At 36.4% G+C, this 20,542-nt stretch carries 14 protein-coding genes; all 14 read right to left on the bottom strand.

Features of this window, described 5'->3' with window-relative positions; genetic code table 11:
- Positions 1–94: 94 nt before the first annotated feature.
- Positions 95–2,020, bottom strand: coding sequence for a glycoside hydrolase family 13 protein (locus BHF70_RS03865; protein WP_075759028.1), 1,926 nt, complete (start codon positions 2,018–2,020; stop codon positions 95–97).
- Positions 2,021–2,041: 21 nt separating this feature from the next.
- A complete protein-coding gene (locus tag BHF70_RS03870; protein WP_075759029.1) occupies positions 2,042–4,492 on the bottom strand; it encodes a glycogen/starch/alpha-glucan phosphorylase in 2,451 nt (816 codons plus the stop codon).
- Positions 4,493–4,526: 34 nt separating this feature from the next.
- Positions 4,527–5,963, bottom strand: a complete 1,437-nt coding sequence (locus BHF70_RS03875) for a glycogen synthase (RefSeq protein ID WP_075759030.1) — start codon at positions 5,961–5,963, stop codon at positions 4,527–4,529.
- Positions 5,956–7,089, bottom strand: a complete 1,134-nt coding sequence (glgD, locus tag BHF70_RS03880; RefSeq protein ID WP_075759031.1) for a glucose-1-phosphate adenylyltransferase subunit GlgD — start codon at positions 7,087–7,089, stop codon at positions 5,956–5,958. The genes BHF70_RS03875 and glgD overlap by 8 nt, the downstream gene beginning before the upstream one ends.
- Positions 7,090–7,101: 12 nt before the next feature.
- A complete protein-coding gene (locus BHF70_RS03885) occupies positions 7,102–8,286 on the bottom strand; it encodes a glucose-1-phosphate adenylyltransferase (RefSeq protein ID WP_075759032.1) in 1,185 nt (394 codons plus the stop codon).
- Positions 8,287–8,326: 40 nt separating this feature from the next.
- On the bottom strand, positions 8,327–10,543 hold the full coding sequence (gene glgB, locus BHF70_RS03890) for a 1,4-alpha-glucan branching protein GlgB (protein WP_075759033.1): 2,217 nt from the start codon (positions 10,541–10,543) through the stop codon (positions 8,327–8,329).
- A 428-nt stretch (positions 10,544–10,971) separates the two neighbouring features.
- Positions 10,972–12,189, bottom strand: a complete 1,218-nt coding sequence (gene ilvA / locus BHF70_RS03895; protein ID WP_075759034.1) for a threonine ammonia-lyase — start codon at positions 12,187–12,189, stop codon at positions 10,972–10,974.
- A 1-nt stretch (position 12,190) separates the two neighbouring features.
- Positions 12,191–13,123, bottom strand: coding sequence for a signal recognition particle-docking protein FtsY (gene ftsY, locus BHF70_RS03900; protein ID WP_075759035.1), 933 nt, complete (start codon positions 13,121–13,123; stop codon positions 12,191–12,193).
- A 14-nt stretch (positions 13,124–13,137) separates the two neighbouring features.
- On the bottom strand, positions 13,138–16,695 hold the full coding sequence (gene smc, locus BHF70_RS03905; protein ID WP_075759036.1) for a chromosome segregation protein SMC: 3,558 nt from the start codon (positions 16,693–16,695) through the stop codon (positions 13,138–13,140).
- A 9-nt stretch (positions 16,696–16,704) separates the two neighbouring features.
- Complete coding sequence (gene rnc / locus BHF70_RS03910; RefSeq protein WP_075759037.1) at positions 16,705–17,391, bottom strand: ribonuclease III; 687 nt, start codon at positions 17,389–17,391, stop codon at positions 16,705–16,707.
- Positions 17,391–18,410, bottom strand: a complete 1,020-nt coding sequence (gene plsX / locus BHF70_RS03915) for a phosphate acyltransferase PlsX (RefSeq protein ID WP_075759038.1) — start codon at positions 18,408–18,410, stop codon at positions 17,391–17,393. Before plsX ends, rnc begins: the two co-directional genes overlap by 1 nt.
- A gap of 142 nt (positions 18,411–18,552) precedes the next feature.
- Positions 18,553–18,738 carry a 50S ribosomal protein L32 gene (rpmF, locus tag BHF70_RS03920; protein WP_075759039.1) on the bottom strand — a complete coding sequence of 62 codons (186 nt, stop codon included), beginning with the start codon at positions 18,736–18,738 and terminating at the stop codon, positions 18,553–18,555.
- Between the two features lie 4 nt (positions 18,739–18,742).
- Positions 18,743–19,258 (bottom strand): YceD family protein, encoded by a 516-nt coding sequence (locus tag BHF70_RS03925; protein ID WP_075759040.1) that lies wholly within the window; start codon positions 19,256–19,258, stop codon positions 18,743–18,745.
- A gap of 86 nt (positions 19,259–19,344) precedes the next feature.
- Positions 19,345–20,535 (bottom strand): acetate/propionate family kinase, encoded by a 1,191-nt coding sequence (locus tag BHF70_RS03930; RefSeq protein ID WP_075759041.1) that lies wholly within the window; start codon positions 20,533–20,535, stop codon positions 19,345–19,347.
- Between the last annotated feature and the right edge of the window lie 7 nt (positions 20,536–20,542).

The following is a 20,542-nucleotide window of genomic DNA, read 5'->3' on the forward strand; positions in this document are numbered from 1 at the left end:
TACGAAAAAACATCTGGATTGAATCATCCCTGTCTATTAACAAGGGAAAAGTTCAATCCAGATGTTTTTTATTTTCAGATTAAGCTCCGTCTTTTCATGATAATTCAATTATTTTGTAATCAAATGGGGCTACTTCTTCACGAATCACTTTATTTTCTAAATTCTGAATTAATGCCTTATGTTCTTTTTCTGGCACCCCTTCTTTTTTCATCCGTAAGTCAAATACTACTTTTTCTTTTTGATCTGTGGGATTTACCAACATCAGAAGTGCTTTATTTCCACATTTTTCTCCGAATACATCCTTTTGATTTGCTACAAAACGTACCATAGCGAGAACATTTTTATTAACAGCAAAATACAATGCATAACCAGTTTGTAAAACTTTTTCCTTAGACCTTAAACTGGTTATCTCTTTCAATTCCTGATATATCTGAACATCATTTTTATAAAATGTTTCTCGGTTAAATGGATCCATAAAACCGTGCATTCCATATTCATCTCCGTAATAAATACATGGCATTCCAGGAATAAAAAACTGTATAGCCATTGCAAGACGTGTCAGCCGCGCACCCTGTTTATCCATTTTCGATGTAATAACATATTCAGCCTGTTTTTCTCTTGATGGAAGCGTTTCATTCATTCCAGATGCAAATGTTGTACGTATTCTTGGAATATCATGAGAAGATAACAAATTCATAACAGCATAATAAAACGGTTTAGGATAATTACACTGTTGTCCCAGCAGAAATTCCTGCATGGCATAAGCATCCACATATCCAAGAAGATAATTAGTAGTATTTACCTTAAATGGATAATTCATAGCACTATCCAGTCCATCTCCCAATGCGTACTTTCTTTTGATGCCATAACTTTCTTTTGTGGTAACATCTTCCCATACTTCTCCAAGAAGAACATGATTCTTAAAAACGCTCTTTAGTGTCTTTCTCATGAGGAAAATAAATTCATCTGGAAGTTCATCTGCTACATCCAGCCGAAAACCTGAAGCACCTAAAGACAACCAATGTTTTAAAACAGAATTCTTTCCTGTGATAATATAGTTCACGAATTTATCATTCATTTCCTTCACTTCCGGCAGTGACTGGAATCCCCACCAGCTTTCATAGGTTCCATCTTCATGAAAAGTATACCAGTCATAATACGGTGACTCAGGTCCCTGATACGCACCATACCCTGGATAATTGCCTTTCTTATTAAAATAAACACTATCATCACCTGTATGGGAATATACTCCATCCAAAATTACATGAATTCTTTTTTCTTTTGCAATTTTACAAAGGCGTTTAAAATCTTCATTAGTTCCTAAAAACGGATCCACCTTTTTATAATCAGAAGTATTATATCTGTGATTAGAGGCAGCCTCTCCAATTGGATTTAAATAAATACAGGTTACCCCTAATTTTTTCAATTCATCCAGTTGTGAAATTATTCCTTCCAAATCTCCTCCGAAATAGTCACATGGATCATAAAACTGTTTCCCCGGCAACGGACCAAATAATGGTCGTTCTTCCCATTCTTTATGAATATAGACATCTCTGCCCATTCTTCGATGATGATTTTCACCACGCTCAAGATTTCTTGGATTACCTTTACAAAAACGATCTGGAAAAATCTGATACATAATCCCTTTTGACATCCATCTTGGTGTGTCAAAACCTTTTTCATACACTGTTATCTGAAAACATCCCGGAGACTCACCATATGTTGTTCCTTCTCCCTGTGTAACTCCTGGTTTTGCTCCATAAAAATAGCAATGATCAGCTTCCCAAATACGAAAATAATACCAGATTATACAACACTCTTCTGGCATGGTTATTACCTTTTCACAGCAATCTCCCCTCTGTTTCATCCTAAGCTCCCGATGAAAATTCTCCGAATAATATATGACATCTACACTGTCTGTATTCTTTGGTAATCCAAAAAGGCGAAGTGTAATGTCTTCGCCTTTTTCAACTGCACCAATAGGAGCTCTATATTTTTCTATTGAAGCATTATGAATCATAATTTTGTCTCTACTCTTTTCCTATTTTACAGTCTTAAGTTTCCAAATCTTTTCGTTATATTCTGCAATTGTTCTATCAGATGAGAAGAATCCAGATTTTGCAGTATTAACAACTGCCATTTTAACCCATTCATCATGATGATTTACATAACTGTCATACACTTTATCATAAACTTCGATATATGATGGTAAATCGTACAATACAAAATACTGATCTGGCTGTCCAAATTCACCAAACAGTAGTGACTGATAAATATCAGAGTATTTTCTCTTACCATATCTTGGAAGATCTCCATCAACCAGACAGTTACATACGTCTCTGATCTGAGGATTCTTCTCAAAGATTGTTCCAGGATTATAAGTATGATAACGTTTCATGTTGTTGATCTCATCAACAGTTGCACCAAAGATAAAGATATTATCTTCTCCCACCTGTTCATAAATCTCAACATTGGCACCATCCATTGTTCCCAATGTAATTGCACCATTCATCATGAATTTCATATTTCCTGTTCCTGAAGCTTCCAATCCTGCAGTTGACAGCTGTTCACTGATATCAGCTGCTGGAATCAGCATTTCTGCAACAGATACAGAATAGTTTTCTACAAAAACAACCTGCATTTTATCTTTAACTGCTGGATCGCTGTTGACCATATCACCAATAGAATTAATCAGACGGATAATGTCTTTTGCTCTTACATATCCTGGTGCTGCTTTTGCTCCAAAAATAAATGTAATTGGTGTTGTGATATAATCAGGGTTCTTCTTAACCTGCTGATACATATAAATAATGTGCAGACATTTCAGAAGCTGACGTTTATACTCATGAAGTCGTTTACACTGTACATCGAAAATAGAATTTGGATTAATTTTGATTCCCTGTTTTTCTTCCAGATATTTTGCAAAACGTACTTTATTTTTCTGTTTGATTTCATCATATTTTTTACAGAAGACAGGATCATCTTTTAATGGAAGTACTTCTTCAAAATGATGATAATCTTTCAAAATATCACCTTTTACATTTTCCTGTACCAGTTCACACAATTCCGGATTTGCCAGAGCAAACCATCTTCTATGTGTAATACCATTGGTAATCGCAAGGTATTTCTGAGGATAAATATTATAAGAATCATGGAAAAGCTGCTGTTTGATGATATCTCCATGAAGCTGAGATACACCATTTACACGATGACAAACAGCTACACATAAGTTTGCCATACGAATCTGTCCATTTCCAATAATTGCCATGTATGCAATCTTTCCTTCATCATTTCCATAATAAGTACGAAGCTTATTACAGTATTTTTCATTCATAATACAAATAATCTGGTAAATACGTGGAAGCAGAAGCTTAAACATATTTTCATCCCAGCATTCCAATGCTTCTGACATAATAGTATGATTTGTATAATTGAAAATCTTACTTACAATATCATAAGCTTCATCCCATCCAAAACCTTCTTCATCCATAAGTATTCTCATTAATTCAGGAATAGCCAGAGTTGGATGTGTATCATTAATCTGTACTACTGCATAATCAGGAAGTGTATGTAAATCTCCTCTATGCTCTTTGTGATGTCTTACAGCAAGCTGCATTGTAGCAGATGTAAGGAAATAGAACTGTTTCAAACGAAGCATCTTTCCTTGCATATGATCATCTGCAGGATACAGCACTTTTGAAATAACTTCAGCAAATGCCTGATCTGCCATAGCTTTATCATAAATACCTTCATTAAAGGAATGGAAGTCAAAACGTTGTTTACTTCTTGCACTCCAAAGACGTAAAGTTGCTGGTGTATTACTCTTATAACCAATAACTGGTACATCATATGGAACTGCAACAACTGTATTATAGTCTTTATGTTCAATCTTAAGACCATCTTCTGTCCAGTGTTCTTCAATTGTTCCGTTAAAGTGCACTTCAACACTCAGTTCCGGACGTTCAACTTCCCAGATATGTCCATCTCGAAGCCAGTCATCTTCTACTTCAATCTGTGTTCCATCAATAATTTTCTGTTTAAATAATCCAAATTCATATCGGATACCACATCCAATAACCGGAAGATCCAATGTTGCAAGAGATTCAAGGAAACATGCAGCAAGTCTTCCCAGACCACCATTTCCTAATCCTGCATCCTGTTCTTCATCAACGATTACATCAAAATCAATTCCCATTTGTTCAAATGCGGCTTTATAATCGTTGTATAGACCTTCATTAATCAGATTATTCGAAAAAGCACGTCCCATCAGAAACTCTGCTGACATATAATACAGTTTCTTAGCTCCCGTATCTTCTACTTTTTTTCGGCTTGCTGCCCACTGAGTCATAATATCATCACGTATACATCCTGCTGCTGCTTTATAAATTTCATCATTGGTAGCATCTTCTAGAGTAGTACCCAAGGTGTTAATTAACTTATTCTCTATCTTTGTAACAATGCCTTTTACCTTATTGTTACTGTGTCCTTTCATAGTTTTTCTCTCCTTTCAAACTGATGTATCTATTCTACAAGATGCTTTTATACATTTCAAGATATTTTTTAGCAGATTTTGAAAAACTGTTATCAGATTCCATAGCTCTTTTTATTAATCCCTGCTTTCTTTTTGGACTCTCAAGAGTTCTTAAAGCATAACGAATTGCATTGAGCATCTCATGTGCATTATAGTTTGCAAAGGAAAAACCATTTCCGGTATCTTCGTACTCATTATAACTTTGCACTGTATCTCTAAGACCACCTGTTTCACGAACAATAGGCAATGATCCATATCTTAATGCTATCATCTGTGAAATACCACATGGTTCAAACTTAGATGGCATCAGGAATAAATCACTTCCTGCATAGATCAGATGTGCAATTTCATTGTCATATGCAATATAAGAGCATACTCTGCCTTTATATTTTCCTTCCATATAACGGAAGAATTCTTCATACTCATAATCTCCAGTTCCAAGAATAACAACTGCCACATCTTCTGTACAGACAATTTCATCCAGCATGTATTTAACCAAATCAAGACCTTTTTGCTCTGTCAGACGTGAAACCATACCAATGACCGGTACTTCAGGTGTAATGGAAAGACCAAGTCTACTGATCAATTTCTCTTTATTTTTCTTCTTTCCTGAAAGATCATCTTTATTAAAATGGTAAGGGATCAGAGGATCTGTTTCCGGATCAAACTCTTCAACATTCATTCCGTTTAAGATTCCCCATGTATCTCCAGCTCTTGCATTTAAAATACCTTCCTGACGATAAGCAAAAGCCGGATTCCTGATTTCCTGTGCATAAGTAGGGCTAACTGTACTTAACCGATCTGCAAAGACCAGGGCTGCCTTCATAAAACTTGCACATTCATAATTATGCATGAATTCAGGGGTATCATATCTAGGATCAATTCCAAGCCACTGCTGGAACAGATCAAATCCAAATTCTCCCTGATACATCATATTATGAATTGTAAAAATAGTCTTTGAACGACCAATATCCCAATGTCCATATTGTGTTCTCAGCAGAATAGGAATTAATCCTGTCTGCCAGTCATTACAGTGAATCACATCTGGAATAAATACACGGCTTGCAGCTTCGATTACAGCACGGCAGAAGAAAGCATACTGCTCTCCTTCTGCAACTCCGCCTCTATAAACAGCATCTCCAAAATATCCTTCATTATCAATCAGATAATAAACAACTTCATTATAAACCAGTTCTTCAACTCCCACATAAACATGTGATCCGTTAAATACAATATAAAAATCTGTTAAATGTCTGGTCCGACCTGCATATTTATATTTCATCTGGCTATGAAAAGGCATCATAACTCTGGCATCTGCACCTATTTTGTTTAATTCTTTCGGAAGAGTTCCCATAACATCGGCAAGTCCTCCAAGTTTTACAAAAGGCGCACATTCTGCTGCAACCAATAGAACGTTTACTGCATTACTCATTAATACTAGCTCCTTTCGGAATAAATACAGGATGATTAGATGAACCTGCCAAATGAGCATTAGAGTAAACTTTTACATGACGATCTAATATTGTATGATCAATTTCAGCACCTTTGGCAATGAATCCTTCTGCCATAACGATAGAATTCTTGACAACTGCACCTTCAGAAATCTGAGATCCACGGAAAACAATAGAATTTTCAACTTTTCCATCAATTTCACATCCGCTACAGATGAGGCTGTTACTAACATCAGCTGTTTTTCCATATTTGGCAGGAGAACCATCAGCTGTTCTGGTATAAATTGGTCTTCCATGGAATAATTCTTCAATAACTTCTGGTTTTAATAAATCCATATTAACATTATAATATGCTTCCACTGAAGTAATGCATCCTACATATCCTTTAAATTCATATCCTTGAATTTTCAGACGATCAAAATTAGGAATGATTACATCAAAGAAGAAATGTTTCTTATTATGTGCCACTGCATCTTCAATCAGATCAATCAGCAGTGTTCTCTTCATAATATAAACATCCATGTTTTTCTTATTGGAACGCTGTTTTCCGTCAGAATAGCACATATTGATAATCTGTCCGCTTTCATCATCTGTTTTCATGTAAACTCCGTCATAGTCTACATTTGTTTCATCCCCATCAATATCAAAATACATTACTGAAATATCTGCATCTGATTTGATATGTTTATCCAGCATATCATTAAAATCTGCATTGAAGACCACATAAGAACGTCCCAAAAGCACATATTCTTCCTTTGCTTTTCTCAGGAAGTTCAGTGTTCCACGTAATCCATCCATAACGCTGGTATATTCTCCAGTCACAGATGCTCCTGTAATATATGGAGGGAAAATATACAATCCGTCATTTTTACGGTTTAATCCGTAAGCTTTACCGGATCCAACATGATTTAAAAGAGAATCATAATTTTTTCTTGTTAACAATCCAATATTTTTAATACCGGCATTTACCATATTACTTATTAAGAAATCTACTGCACGGTAACGTCCGCCAACTGGAAGTGCAGATGTACTTCTGCTACGAACCAAATCTCTTAATTTTCTATTTTCTTCCCCTGCATTAATAATTCCTAACATACGATTATTCATATTTCAATCCTCCTAGTGTAAGATGCTATCTGGGTAAACCATTGCACCGTCTTCGATAGTTGCATTTTCCAAAGCTACACTGCGATATCCTATAACAGTTACATTATCACCTTCACCTACAGTGCATCCTTTTTCAACAACAACCTCTTCGTCAATCAGTGCTTTGTCAATTGTACAGTTCTCACGAATTACTGTATTAGACATAATTACACTGTTTTTAACAACACTACCTTTTCCAATTTTAACGCCAGGATGAATAACACAATTTTCAACGTCACCTTCAACTACACATCCATCTGCTAAAATACTATTTTTAACTGTTGCATCTTTTGTAACAAAATGAGGAGGTAATGCATAATTTCTTGTGTAGATTTTCATTTTATCATCATCCAGATCTACCGGAGAATTTGGATCTAGCAATTCCATATTTGCTTCCCATAAACTGTCGATAGTTCCTACATCTCTCCAGTATCCTTCAAAATCATAAGCATACATTTTCTTACCTTCTTCCAATAGACGAGGAATAATATTCATTCCAAAGTCATGTGCAGAATCAGGATCATTTGCATCATCGATCAGGTACTGACGAATCAATTTATAATTGAAGATATAAAGACCCATTGAAGCTTTTGTACTCTTAGGCTCTGCAGGTTTTTCTTCAAATTCATAAATACGGTTATCTTCATCTGTATTCATGATTCCGAAACGTTTTGCTTCTTCATATGTAACATTCAATACAGAAATTGTACAATCTGCACCTTTTTCTTTGTGATATGCAAGCATTTTATTATAATCCATTGTACAAATCTGGTCACCAGATAATACAATAATATATTCTGGATCATAATTATCAATGAAATTAATATTCTGATAAATTGCATCGGCTGTTCCACGATACCAGTTACCCTGTTCTCCTCTTACATATGGAGGTAATACATATGCTCCACCTGTGATACTGTCAAGATCCCATGGTCCTCCAGTTCCAATATAAGAGTTTAACTCTAATGGTTCATACTGTGTCAGAACACCTACTGTATCAATTCCTGAATTGGAACAGTTTGATAATGGAAAATCGATAATTTTATATTTTCCACCGTATGAAACTGCAGGTTTTGCCTTTTTCTGAGTTAAAGCATACAGTCTGCTTCCCTGACCTCCAGCGAGCAGCATTGCAACAATCTCTTTTTTGTTAATCATAACTCTTTTTCCTCCTAATATTTTGATCCTTGATCATTATTTATTTCTTACTTTTAGTAGTTGTTTTATTGCTTTTTGTTTTCTCCTTTTCTATTTTGGCTTTGGCTTCCTGTTCTTTTTTATCATTTCCAGCTGCCGGTGCCTCCTGGATATCATTAGCTGCCTTTTTCACTTCTTTTTTTACTTCCTTTATTTCAGCTTTTTCCTTTTGATTCACCTGTGCTTTTACTGGTTTTTTACTCTTTTTTTCTGCTGCTTTTGCTGTCGCAGCTTTTTTCGTTTCTGTTTTTTTATCTGCCTCTTTTTTTCCTGTAGACTTTTTAGGTTTTGTTTCAACTTCCTCAACTTTATAGAAAACAACACTTAATGGTTTCAAAGAAATCAATGCTGTATCCTGATATGCTGACTTGCCCTTTCCGCCTTTGACTCTGATACGTTTCGTATTTACTTTACCCTCGCTGACATCACCGTCTCCACCAAAACTCAGATCATTACTGTCAAGAATCTTTGTAAGCTTTGCTTTTGTTGCCATCGGAATATGATATTTATCCCGTTCTATCGGAGTAAAATTACATACACACAGAATCTGCTCCTGTTTTTTCCCTCTGCGTTTCTTTCCTTTTCTGATAAATGCAACAACACCATGGTCTGCATCTCTTTGAAGTCTCCATTCAAATCCTTCAGGGCTCATATCCATCTCATATAATGCCGGCTCATCTTTATACAGATTATTTAATTTCATCACATACTGATTAAATGAACGATGCATCTCAAAATCATCGATCAGGAACCAGTCAAGCTGTTCTTTGTCTCTCCATTCAACAAACTGTGCAAACTCTCCACCCATGAATAATAATTTTTTCCCTGGATGTGCATATGTAAATCCATACAGAGTTCTTAAAGAAGCAAATTTTTCATCATATGAACCATACATTTTATTGATCATGGAACCTTTTCCATGAACCACTTCATCATGAGAGTATGGAAGAATATAATTCTCGCTATATGCATAATCCATAGAAAATGTTATTGCTCCATGATTATCTTTTCTAAACAGGGGATCAAGCTCCATATAATACAGAGTATCATGCATATATCCCATATTCCATTTATATACAAACCCAAGTCCGTCCGGATCATCAATATCACTGGTAACTTTAGGGAATGCTGTGGATTCCTCCGCAATAGTTAAAAATCCTTCATAGCTGGTACGTAATGCCTTATTCAGATTTCTAAGGAAATCAATAGATTCATAGTTAATATTTGTTCCATCCTCATTTGGTACAAACTCTCCTTGCTGTTTTCCAAAATCCAAATACAACATAGCACTTACAGCATCAATTCGAATTCCATCAACATGATACACATCTGCAAAAAATACTGCACTGGAAACAAGAAAACTCTGAACTTCCGGCTTACCATAATTAAACAGCAATGTTCCCCAGTCAGGCTGACTGCCCTTTCTAGGATCTGCATGATCATAAATATGAGTTCCATCAAACATTGCCAGTCCATGCTCATCTCTAGGAAAATGTGCAGGTACCCAGTCCAGGATAACTCCGATTCCTGCTTTGTGCATTTCATTTACAAAATAATTAAAATCTTCTGGAGTTCCATATCTAGATGTAACACTATAATATCCTGTTACCTGATATCCCCATGAAGGATCAAATGGATATTCTGTAATCGGCATCAGCTCAACATGTGTATATCCCATCTTCTGCAAGTATGGTATCAGCAAATCTGCAATCTCACGATAATTATAAAACTCCCGATCCTCCTCTTCCGGCATTTTCCATGTTCCCAGATGAATTTCATAAATAGACATTGGCTGGTTCAATGCCTGCCTTTTCTTACGCTGATTAATAAATCTTTTATCCGCCCATTTAAAATCATCAAAATCCCATACTTTAGATGCTGTATCAGGACGACATTCTGAACAGAACGCAAACGGATCACTTTTATAGCGGCATTTTCCGTCATACCCCTCAACATAATATTTGTACAAGTCACCTTTTTTCAGGCCTGCTATTTCAATCGTATAAATTCCATCCTTGTCACGCTTCATCGGATGTGCCAATGGATTCCAAAAGTTAAAATCCCCAACAACGCTTACTGATTTCGCATTTGGTGCCCATACAGCAAATCTGTGAGTCTTGCTTTCTTCTAGATAATGACACCCAAACGTAAGGTACGCTTTCTGTGCTTTCCCAGTCTGAAATAAGTACAAGTCATCACGACTAATAGCTTCATTCATAGTACAAGTTCCTCCTTCTCAATTGTTCATCTTGAAACAAGACACTGTTATCTCAGCTACTGCCTCTCTTTTTATGGCAATAATACTGTGATTCGTTCATACAATAAGGCTGTTAGCATCCAAAACCAAACGGAATACTGTTGTTATATACGAAAAGTCACCCCCGGCAAGTGAAACGTCAACTTCTCATAAAACAAAAAAGCGTAAATGCTCCCTCTGCTTATTCTTGCAAGGGGCATTTACGCCGAAAATCCATCTATGTTTATACAGTGTATAGCAAAGAATGTGACATGATGTCCGATTACAAGACACTACTAATTCCTTATTGTTTCCATATCTTTACTATACCAAATTTCAGAGAATAATTCAACAAATTGCACAAATTTTAAAACAATAAACTAAGAATATTTTGTCAAAAATCTATTATATTAAAATACTGATTTTGAGTCTCTGATTTTAGGTTCATAGCCTTTTTCTTTTAGTGATTCAATAATCTTCTCTTTATGGTCTGTTCCAAAGGCTTCCATGGTAATTGTAAGTTCCACTGCACTGTTTCTATTAATGCTAACAAACTGGTTATGCTCCAGCTTTATTATATTTCCCTGTGCATTTGCTATCACCTGAGAAACCCTTGTCAATTCTCCTGGTTTATCTGGGAGAAATACTGAAACTGTAAAAATTCGGTTTCTCATGATCAATCCATGCTGCACCAGAGATGCAATGGTAATAACGTCCATATTACCTCCACTGATGATTGATACAACTTTTTTATTCTTTACATTCAGGTGTTTTAGTGCTGCAATAGTTAACAGCCCTGAATTCTCTGCCAGCATTTTATGATTTTCCAGCAGATCAAGAAAACAAGGAATCAATTCTTCATCTTTTATGGTTATAACTCTGTCCAGATTTTCCTGAATAAATGGGAAGATCAACTTTCCTGGAGTCTGTACTGCAGTACCATCAGCAATAGTATTTACACGATCGCATGAAACAACCTTTCCTGCTTTCAATGATGCTTTCATACAAGCTGCACCTTCCGGTTCAACACCGATTACTTTAATCTTTGGATTTAAAAGTTTGGCCAGTGTTGAAACGCCTGTTGCCAGTCCTCCTCCTCCAATTGGTACCAGAATATAATCCACTGTTGGAAGTTCCTTGAAAATATCCATAGCAATGGTTCCCTGTCCGGTAGCAACCGTCAGATCATCAAATGGATGAACAAAAGTATACCCTTTTTCAGCCGCCAATGCAAGAGCATGTTCACATGCCTGGTCATAAACATCTCCATGCAATACAACTTCCGCTCCAAGATCCTTGGTTCTGTTAACTTTTAACAGCGGGGTTGTTGTAGGCATAACAATTGTCGCCTTTACTCCCTGTTTAGCGGCTGCTAACGCAACTCCCTGTGCATGATTTCCCGCCGACGCCGTGATCAGACCTTTTTTCTTTTCATCTTCTGACAGTTTACTGATTTTATAATATGCTCCTCTGATTTTATAAGCTCCTGTAAGCTGCATATTCTCAGGTTTTAAATAAACCTGATTCCCTGTCTGTTCAGAAAAATAATCACTTTTGATCAGTTTTGTAGGAAGCACAACCTCCTGTACTTTATCATATGCTTCTTCAAAATCATATAATTCTAACATTTTAATCTTCTCCTCTTTCAAACAATGCATTGACGAACATATCTGAATCAAATTCCTGTAAATCATCCACCTGCTCACCAATTCCAATATATTTTACCGGTATTCCCAATTCAGATTGAATAGCAATGGCAATACCACCTTTTGCTGTTCCATCAAGTTTTGTAAGAATTATACCTGAAATATCCATTGCTTCTTTAAATTGCTTTGCCTGAGCCAGTGCATTTTGTCCTGTAGTTCCATCTAAAACAATCAAAGTCTCAAGATATGCTTCACTATATTCTTTCTGGATAATTCGATTAATCTTGCTTAATTCGTTCATCAGATTCTTTTTATTATGAAGACGTCCTGCAGTATCACAAAGCAGAATATCAACATCACGTGCTTTTGCCGCAGCTATCGCATCATATACTACTGCAGCAGGATCAGCTCCTTCTGACTGGCTGATAATATCAACACCTGCACGATTTGCCCATTCTTTCAGCTGATCTATAGCACCTGCACGAAAGGTATCTGCTGCGGCCAGAAGAACTTTCTTACCCTGTCCTTTCAGTATTGCTGCAAGTTTTCCAACAGAAGTGGTTTTCCCAACTCCGTTAACACCAATTACAAGTACTACACTTTTTTTATTCTGATATTCGTATGCATCTTTATCCAGCTTCATCTGATCCTTTATTGAATCGATCAGAAGCTTCCTGCATTCTTCAGGTTCTTTAATTTTTTGTTCCTTTACTTTAACTTTCAAATCCTCAATGATATTCATGGTTGTATCAATTCCCATGTCACTCATAATCAGAATTTCTTCCAACTCTTCATAAAAATCATCATCTATTCCAGAAAATCCACTGAAAATAGAATCAAATCCTGCCGCAATATTATTTCTGGTCTTAGACAACCCTTGCGCAAGTCTGCTAAAAAAACCTTTTTTCTCTGCCATTCCATTTCCTCCTATTATTCTTCTAGATCCTTTTCTATCAGATTCACAGAAACCTGTGTTGATACACCTTTTTCCTGCATTGTAATTCCATAAAGAACATCTGCTGCCATCATGGTTCCTCTTCTATGTGTTATTACGATAAACTGTGTTTCTTTCGTAAGTTTGTGTAAATATCTTGCAAATCTTGTAACATTAGAATCATCCAATGCTGCCTCGATTTCATCTAACAGACAAAATGGAGAAGGCTTCAGATTCTGAATTGCAAACAGAAGTGAAATTGCCGTTAAAGCTTTCTCACCACCGGAAAGCTGCATCATATTCTGCAGTTTTTTCCCTGGTGGCTGTGCAATAATACGAATGCCTGATTCAAGAACATCATCATCTGTCAGTTCCAATTTTGCAACTCCTCCGCCAAATAGTTCAACAAACACTTTCTGAAACATATCCTGAATATCTTTAAATTTTTCGTCAAACTGTCTTCGCATGGCATCTTCCAGTTCCTTAATCAGAGATGTTAGATGCGCTTCTGCTTTCACAATATCTTCGTGCTGCCGTTGTAAAAATTCATAACGTTCCGAAATTTCCCTGTAATCTTCAATGGCATTGACATTAACCGGCCCCAATGTACGAATATTGCTCTTAATATCCGTTATTTCTTCTTTCAACCGGGTAAGACTTTCTGTTATTTCTTCTGTAATCGTTACCTTTGCCTGATTATAGGTAATTTCATAATTATCCCACATGTAATCCAGCAATTCCTGCTGTTTTTCTTCCTGCTTCTCTTTTGCACCTGTAAGACGAAAAACTTCTTTATCATAACCGCTGGCACGTTCCATAATTTCTTCCCGTTCCTGCATGGTTTTCTTATAAATCTCTGTTCGGGCTTCCACTTCTGTTTTCATCTTTTCCAGATTTTCTTTTTTCATTTCAACAGCATCGGATGTTTCCCGGATGTACATTTTCAGCTGTCTGATCTGATCTTCTATTTTCTGAACTGTTCCAGTGGTATTTCTTGCATTTTCATCATTCAGTTTCAGACCAGATACCAATTTTTCCACTTCAAAACGCACTCTGGCATGATTGCTTTCTTCAAATTCCAGTTTTTGTTTCAGCTGTCCGGATTTCATATGAATTTCTGCGATAATCCGGGACTGCTCATCAGCTTTTTTATGAAGAACAGCAAGTTTATTTTCTATTTCCTCAATTTTTTGCTCGTCCGTTTTATTGGCAATCTCCAAATCATTTTTCTTATCAAGAAGTTCTCTGGCATCAACAACAGCATTTTCTTTTTCTGTTTCCAATACTTCTATCTGCTGTTTAAGAGTTCCAATTCTATTCGTAAGATCTTCCTCCTGATGAGAAAAAGCTGACAGCGACATTTCCTGAGTATTCAGTTCCAATAATATCTGCTGATATTCTTTGTTTAATCTTACCACAGTTTCCTGATATTCTCTGACTCTTTTTTCATTTTCATAACATTTGTCTTCATTTTCCTGAAGTACTACCCGTATTTTTTCAAGCTTTTCTTTTAAATCTTTTACTTCCCGATTTCTCCCAAGCAAATTCCCTTTATTTTTAAATGCGCCACCAGACATGGAACCCCCACGGTTTAATCCGTCACCATCCAAGGTAACAATACGGACAGAATGATGGTACTTATTTGCAATACTAATTCCTGCATCCATATCCTTTACGACCAGCACCTGTCCCAGCAGAGATGCAAATAAATCAGAATACCTTTGATCATAAGATACCAGTTCATTGGCCGGGCCAACTACACCCGGTTCAGAAAGTATCTCGCGCCTGGCAAATGATTTTCCTTTGACAGCATCCAAAGGAAGAAAAGTAACCCTTCCATATCGATTTCTTTTTAAGAACTCTATCAATTCCTTAGCAGTATTCTGCGTATCCGTTACAATATTTTGGATACTTCCGCCTAATGCAGTTTCAATAGCTGACTCATACATAGAATCCACCTTAACAATATCTGCAACAGCACCAATAATACCAGGAACTTTATGTTTCTGCTCCATTACTTTTTTTATGCCATATCCATATCCGTCATAACGCTCTGACATATTTCTCAATGTTTCATAATTAGACTGCATTCGATGAAACTTTTCTTTTTTTTGTGCCAGAATATGATTCAGTTCCTGTCCCTCTTTTTCCAAAGTTTCTGTAATTCTCTGACTATTTCTTATTTGTATTGTCAGTGATTCTTTCTCTCTTTTTAAATCCGCTATTTTATTTTCCAATTGCTGACGACTAACATGTCCACCTGATAATTCCTGCTCAAGCATGATTTTCTGATGTTTTAAATTTTCGATTTGAACCTGTAGTTGTTCTTCTACGGTATGAAATCTTTCCAGCTGACTGGAAACTTTCATCTGATTGCTATTAAAGTCACTGATCTGTTCCTGTAAACCAGATAATTCTTCCTCCAGTTCCTGAATTTCTTTCTGATAAAGAGCAGCTTCACTTTCTCTTTCTACACGTATCCGGGTAGTATCTTCGAACTGCCTGCGAATCATATCAGCTTCTGCCTGGATTTCTTCAATTTGGTGCTTTTTTTCGTTTATTTCTTCTTCAATACGCTCTTTTTCTTCCAAATGATAGGTGTGTTTTGTTCTTTCGGTATTGATTTGTTCTTCCAGAACTTTTATCTCACCTTCATGACGTTGTACATTCACTTTATCTTCAGAAATATCACTGGTTGTCTGAGAGATCTTATCATTAAGATTCTTTAACTGCCGATCTTCCTTTTCATACTTTTCCTTCGCCTTTTCCATTTTAACATTGGCTTCATTCATCTCTCTTGTGGCAATTTCAATTTTTCCATCCAGCAACTGAAGCTCTTCTGATATTTTTTTATTTTCCAGTAAAAAAAGCTTGATATCCCTTTCCTTTAACTGATCTCTATAAATCAGATATTCCTTCGCCTTTTCAGACTGTTTTTTGAGCGGTCCAATCTGACGCTCCAATTCGGTAAGAATATCCGTTACTCTAACAAGATTTTCTCTTTCCGCATCAAGCGATTTTTGAGTTTCTGCCTTATTCTTTTTATATTTTACAATTCCAGCAGCCTCATCAAAAAGTTCTCTTCTATCTTCAGGTTTTCCACTTAAAATCTGATCGATCTGACCCTGTCCAATGATTGAATATCCTTCTTTACCAACACCAGTGTCAAAAAAAAGTTCTACAATATCTTTCCTTCTACATGGACTTCCATTAATCAAATATTCACTTTCTCCTGAGCGATAGACTCTTCTTGCAACTGTTACTTCTTCAAATTGTATAGGTAGACTTCCGTCACTGTTATCCATTGTAATAGCCACATATGCTGAACCCATAGGTTTTCTTAATTCCGTTCCTGAGAAAATAACATCCTCCATTTTAGCACCACGCAACTGCTTGGCACTCTGTTCACCTAAAACCCATCGGACCGCATCTGCCACATTGCTTTTCCCGCTGCCATTTGGACCAACAATTCCAGTAATACCATTATTAAATTGAAAAATCATCTTATGGGCAAAAGATTTAAAACCATTGACTTCAATACTTTTTAAATACATGTCCATCCTCTACTTTTTATATTTATTTATCGCTTCAAATGCCGCATGCTGTTCTGCAGTCTTTTTACTTCCTCCAACACCTGTTCCAATTACTGTATTTCCCAGTCTTGCTTCAATGGTAAACTGCTTTTTATGATCCGGACCTTCTTCTTTTACAAGGACATACTGCAGTGTTTCATTTCCCTCTCCCTGAACAATTTCCTGAAGATGTGTCTTTGCATCAAAAAATAAAACTTTATTTTCCACATCTTTCATTAAATATGTTTCTATAAATGTTCTTGCCGCTTCCAATCCCTGATCCAGATAAATAGCTCCAATTACAGCTTCGAATGCATCCGACAGAATAGAATCCCTTTCCCTTCCGCCTGTCATATCTTCTCCTCTGCTTAAAAGCAGATAATCTCCTAAAGAAATATCTTTGGCACACATTGCCAGTGTTGGCTCACATACAAGGCTTGCACGTAATTTTGTAAGCTTTCCCTCCGGCTCTTTCTTATATATTCGAAACAGATAATCACTTGTAACTAATTCCAGAACCGCATCTCCTAAAAACTCCAAACGTTCATTATTCTTGTCTTTACTCATTTTTCGTTCATTTGCATAAGAACTGTGTATCAAAGCATGAGTAAGAAGTTTCTGATTATGGAATTTTATTCCAATTTTATTCTGTAATTCCTCCACTTTTTTTTCTTTCATTACTTCTGTCCTTTTTCCCTTGTAATTTCAGCCTTTATTTTTTCATTTATCTCCTGTTCTGAAAATGTAATACATTGAATAATTGCATTTTTCATTTCTTTTGCAGTAGCAGACCCATGTACTTTCACTACCAATCCATTCAATCCAAGAAGTGGTGCACCGCCATATTCAGATGCATCAAATCTTTTTAATGTTTTTTTCAATGCAGGCTTAGCCAAAAGAGCACCTATTTTACTTTTTAAAGTACTCATCATTCCTGCCTTAATCTCTTTAACAAGTACTCCTGATAATCCTTCTGATAATTTTAATATGGTATTTCCAACAAAAGCATCACATAATACTACATCTGCCGCACCATATGGCACATCTCTTGGCTCAATACTTCCGGTATAATTTAATCCTTCACAGGCCTTTAACAAAGGAGCTGTCTCTTTTACCAGCTGATTTCCTTTTGCTTCTTCCACACCTACATTAACCAATGCAACTTTTGGAGATTGAACTCCAATTACATGTTCCATATAAATAGATCCCATTTTGGCAAATTCCACCAGATATTCCGGCTTGGCATCCATATTTGCTCCTGCATCAATCAAAAGCATAACTCCCTTAGCTGTAGGCATAATTGCACCAAGAGGTGCTCGCTTTACCCCTTTTATTCGTCCCACCAGGAACTGACCTCCTACCAGTACAGCTCCAGAACTTCCAGCAGAAACAAATGCATCTGCAGTCTGATCTTTAACCATCTTCATTGCAACTACCATGGAAGAATCTTTCTTCTTACGAATCGCTTCCACCGGTGATTCGTCACAAGAAATTTCTTCTTCTGCATTTACCACTTCTATCTGCTCGCTTTTATAACGATATTTTTTTAATTCTTCATGGATTTTTGCTGACTTTCCAACTAGAAATACTTTAATATTATTTCTTTCATTTACTGCATCAACAGCACCTTTTACGATTTCCCCTGGCGCATTGTCTCCACCCATTGCATCCAGTGCAACTTTCACTAATTTCTCCATAATTGATTTACTCCTTTTCTAGAAATCTTTACTAATTCAAAGTGGCAATTTCCTATGAAACAAAAAAGTTCTTTGAGATAAGGAAAGCACCATACGCCTAAACGTATGATGCTTTCACCGAAAGTACGCTTCCACGTACAAATTATTCAGCATGTGCTGCAACAATTTCTTTTTTATTGTAAGATCCGCAGGCTTTACATACTCTGTGAGGCATCATCAGCGCACCACATTTGCTGCATTTAACAAGTGTTGGAGCAGTCATCTTCCAGTTTGCTCTACGTTTGTTTCTTCTTCCTTTGGATGATTTATTCTTTGGACAAATTGACATTGGTTTACACCTCCTTAAAATTCTTAAAAATATCCTGAATAGCTGCCATACGAGGGTCTGCCACCGTACGATCGCAGCCACACTCTTTTTTATTCAGATTTGTTCCACATACCGGACAAAGTCCTTTACAGTCTTCTCTGCATAAAAGCTTTGACGGAAGCTTCGGAACAACTTCATCGAAGATCAGTAAATCCATATCCAGTTCTCTGTCCTCAATATATGAGAACTCGCCATCTTCCTGATTCAGATGATCAAAATCCACTTCTTCCATTACATCTACAGTGACGGTATACAACACTTCATCCAGGCATCGATCACATGGAATCCCAAGAATCATCTCCGTCTTAAAACTCCAGGAAACCGTATTCTTCCCAGTATTCTGAAATGTAACCGGAAACTTATCTTTCTTACGGATGGGATAAGACACACCTTTTAGCTTAATCTCATCCATATCAACATATGCTTCCTGTGTTTCTGCATAATTTGGTGTCGAAATAAATTTTGATAACTGTAATTTCATACTATCTCCTAAAAAATCATACCGTACTATTATACGAATGCAACAACAGTTTGTCAAGGAATTTCCCTTACTTTTTTGTCAGGAAACTATTTTACCAATGCAACTGTATCTCTGGCAATCATTAATTCTTCATTTGTTGGAACACAAAGAAGTGCAACTTTAGAGTCATCAGCAGAAATTACTGCATTTTCTCCATGAACATCATTCTTTTTATCATCCAGCTTTGCACCAAGATATCCAAGATAATCACAAATCGCTGCTCGTGTAATATCATCGTTTTCACCAAGACCAGCTGTAAATGCAATTGCATCTACTCCATTCATTGCCGCTGTATATGCCCCAATGTATTTTGCCACACGATAAACATATGCATCTAATGCTGCTGTTGCAGCTTCATTTCCTTCTGCTCTTGCTGCTTTTACATCTCTGAAATCAGAGGATACTCCTGATAATCCGTATACTCCTGACTCTTTATTAAGAATATTTAATACTTCAGAAGCTGTTTTATTTTCTTTATTTGCAATAAATTCAATAATTGCAGGATCTAAATCTCCGGAACGAGTTCCCATAATCAATCCTTCCAATGGTGTCAATCCCATGGAAGTGTCTACAGATTTTCCGCCTTCCACTGCTGTTACACTTGCTCCGTTTCCAAGGTGACATACAATAATCTTTAAATCTTTAATATCTTTTCCTAACATCTTTGCAGCTTCTGTTGAAACAAACTGATGAGAAGTTCCATGAAAACCATAGCGACGAATTCCGTCTTCATCATAATATTTACGAGGAATTCCATATAAATAAGCTTTTTCAGGCATTGTCTGATGAAATGCTGTATCAAATACTGCCACCATTGGAAGATTTGGCATTAATTCCTGACATGCACGTACACCAATTAATCCGGCAGGATTATGAAGCGGTGCAAATACACTACATTCTTCAACTTCTTTTATAACTTCATCTGTAATGATACAGGATTTTGTAAATTTTTCTCCACCATGTACAATACGATGTCCAACTGCTTCAATTTCATCAAGACTTTCTACAACACCATTTTCCTTATCTGTCAGCTGGTCCAGCACAATTCCGATTGCTGTCTTGTGATCTGGCATTGCAGGTGTAGATTTGATTTTATCTTTTCCTGCAGGCTGATGTGTTAATGCACCATCAATTCCAATTCTTTCACACAGTCCTTTTGCCAGTACAGTTTCTGTATCAGAATCGATTAACTGATATTTTAATGATGAACTTCCACAGTTAATTACTAAAACTTTCATTTACTAT

The organism is Anaerostipes sp. 494a, assembly GCF_001940315.1.
GTDB classification, from domain to species: Bacteria; Bacillota; Clostridia; order Lachnospirales; family Lachnospiraceae; genus Anaerostipes; species Anaerostipes faecalis.

What these genes read in the sequence shown, in the direction of transcription:
- BHF70_RS03865 (WP_075759028.1), bottom strand. Translation starts at nt 2,020, where the DNA reads ATGATTCATAATGCTTCAATAGAAAAATATAGAGCTCCTATTGGTGCA.
- BHF70_RS03870 (WP_075759029.1), bottom strand. Translation starts at nt 4,492, where the DNA reads ATGAAAGGACACAGTAACAATAAGGTAAAAGGCATTGTTACAAAGATA.
- BHF70_RS03875 (WP_075759030.1), bottom strand. Translation starts at nt 5,963, where the DNA reads ATGAGTAATGCAGTAAACGTTCTATTGGTTGCAGCAGAATGTGCGCCT.
- glgD (WP_075759031.1), bottom strand. Translation starts at nt 7,089, where the DNA reads ATGAATAATCGTATGTTAGGAATTATTAATGCAGGGGAAGAAAATAGA.
- BHF70_RS03885 (WP_075759032.1), bottom strand. Translation starts at nt 8,286, where the DNA reads ATGATTAACAAAAAAGAGATTGTTGCAATGCTGCTCGCTGGAGGTCAG.
- glgB (WP_075759033.1), bottom strand. Translation starts at nt 10,543, where the DNA reads ATGAATGAAGCTATTAGTCGTGATGACTTGTACTTATTTCAGACTGGG.
- ilvA (WP_075759034.1), bottom strand. Translation starts at nt 12,189, where the DNA reads ATGTTAGAATTATATGATTTTGAAGAAGCATATGATAAAGTACAGGAG.
- ftsY (WP_075759035.1), bottom strand. Translation starts at nt 13,123, where the DNA reads ATGGCAGAGAAAAAAGGTTTTTTTAGCAGACTTGCGCAAGGGTTGTCT.
- smc (WP_075759036.1), bottom strand. Translation starts at nt 16,695, where the DNA reads ATGTATTTAAAAAGTATTGAAGTCAATGGTTTTAAATCTTTTGCCCAT.
- rnc (WP_075759037.1), bottom strand. Translation starts at nt 17,391, where the DNA reads ATGAAAGAAAAAAAAGTGGAGGAATTACAGAATAAAATTGGAATAAAA.
- plsX (WP_075759038.1), bottom strand. Translation starts at nt 18,410, where the DNA reads ATGGAGAAATTAGTGAAAGTTGCACTGGATGCAATGGGTGGAGACAAT.
- rpmF (WP_075759039.1), bottom strand. Translation starts at nt 18,738, where the DNA reads ATGTCAATTTGTCCAAAGAATAAATCATCCAAAGGAAGAAGAAACAAA.
- BHF70_RS03925 (WP_075759040.1), bottom strand. Translation starts at nt 19,258, where the DNA reads ATGAAATTACAGTTATCAAAATTTATTTCGACACCAAATTATGCAGAA.
- BHF70_RS03930 (WP_075759041.1), bottom strand. Translation starts at nt 20,535, where the DNA reads ATGAAAGTTTTAGTAATTAACTGTGGAAGTTCATCATTAAAATATCAG.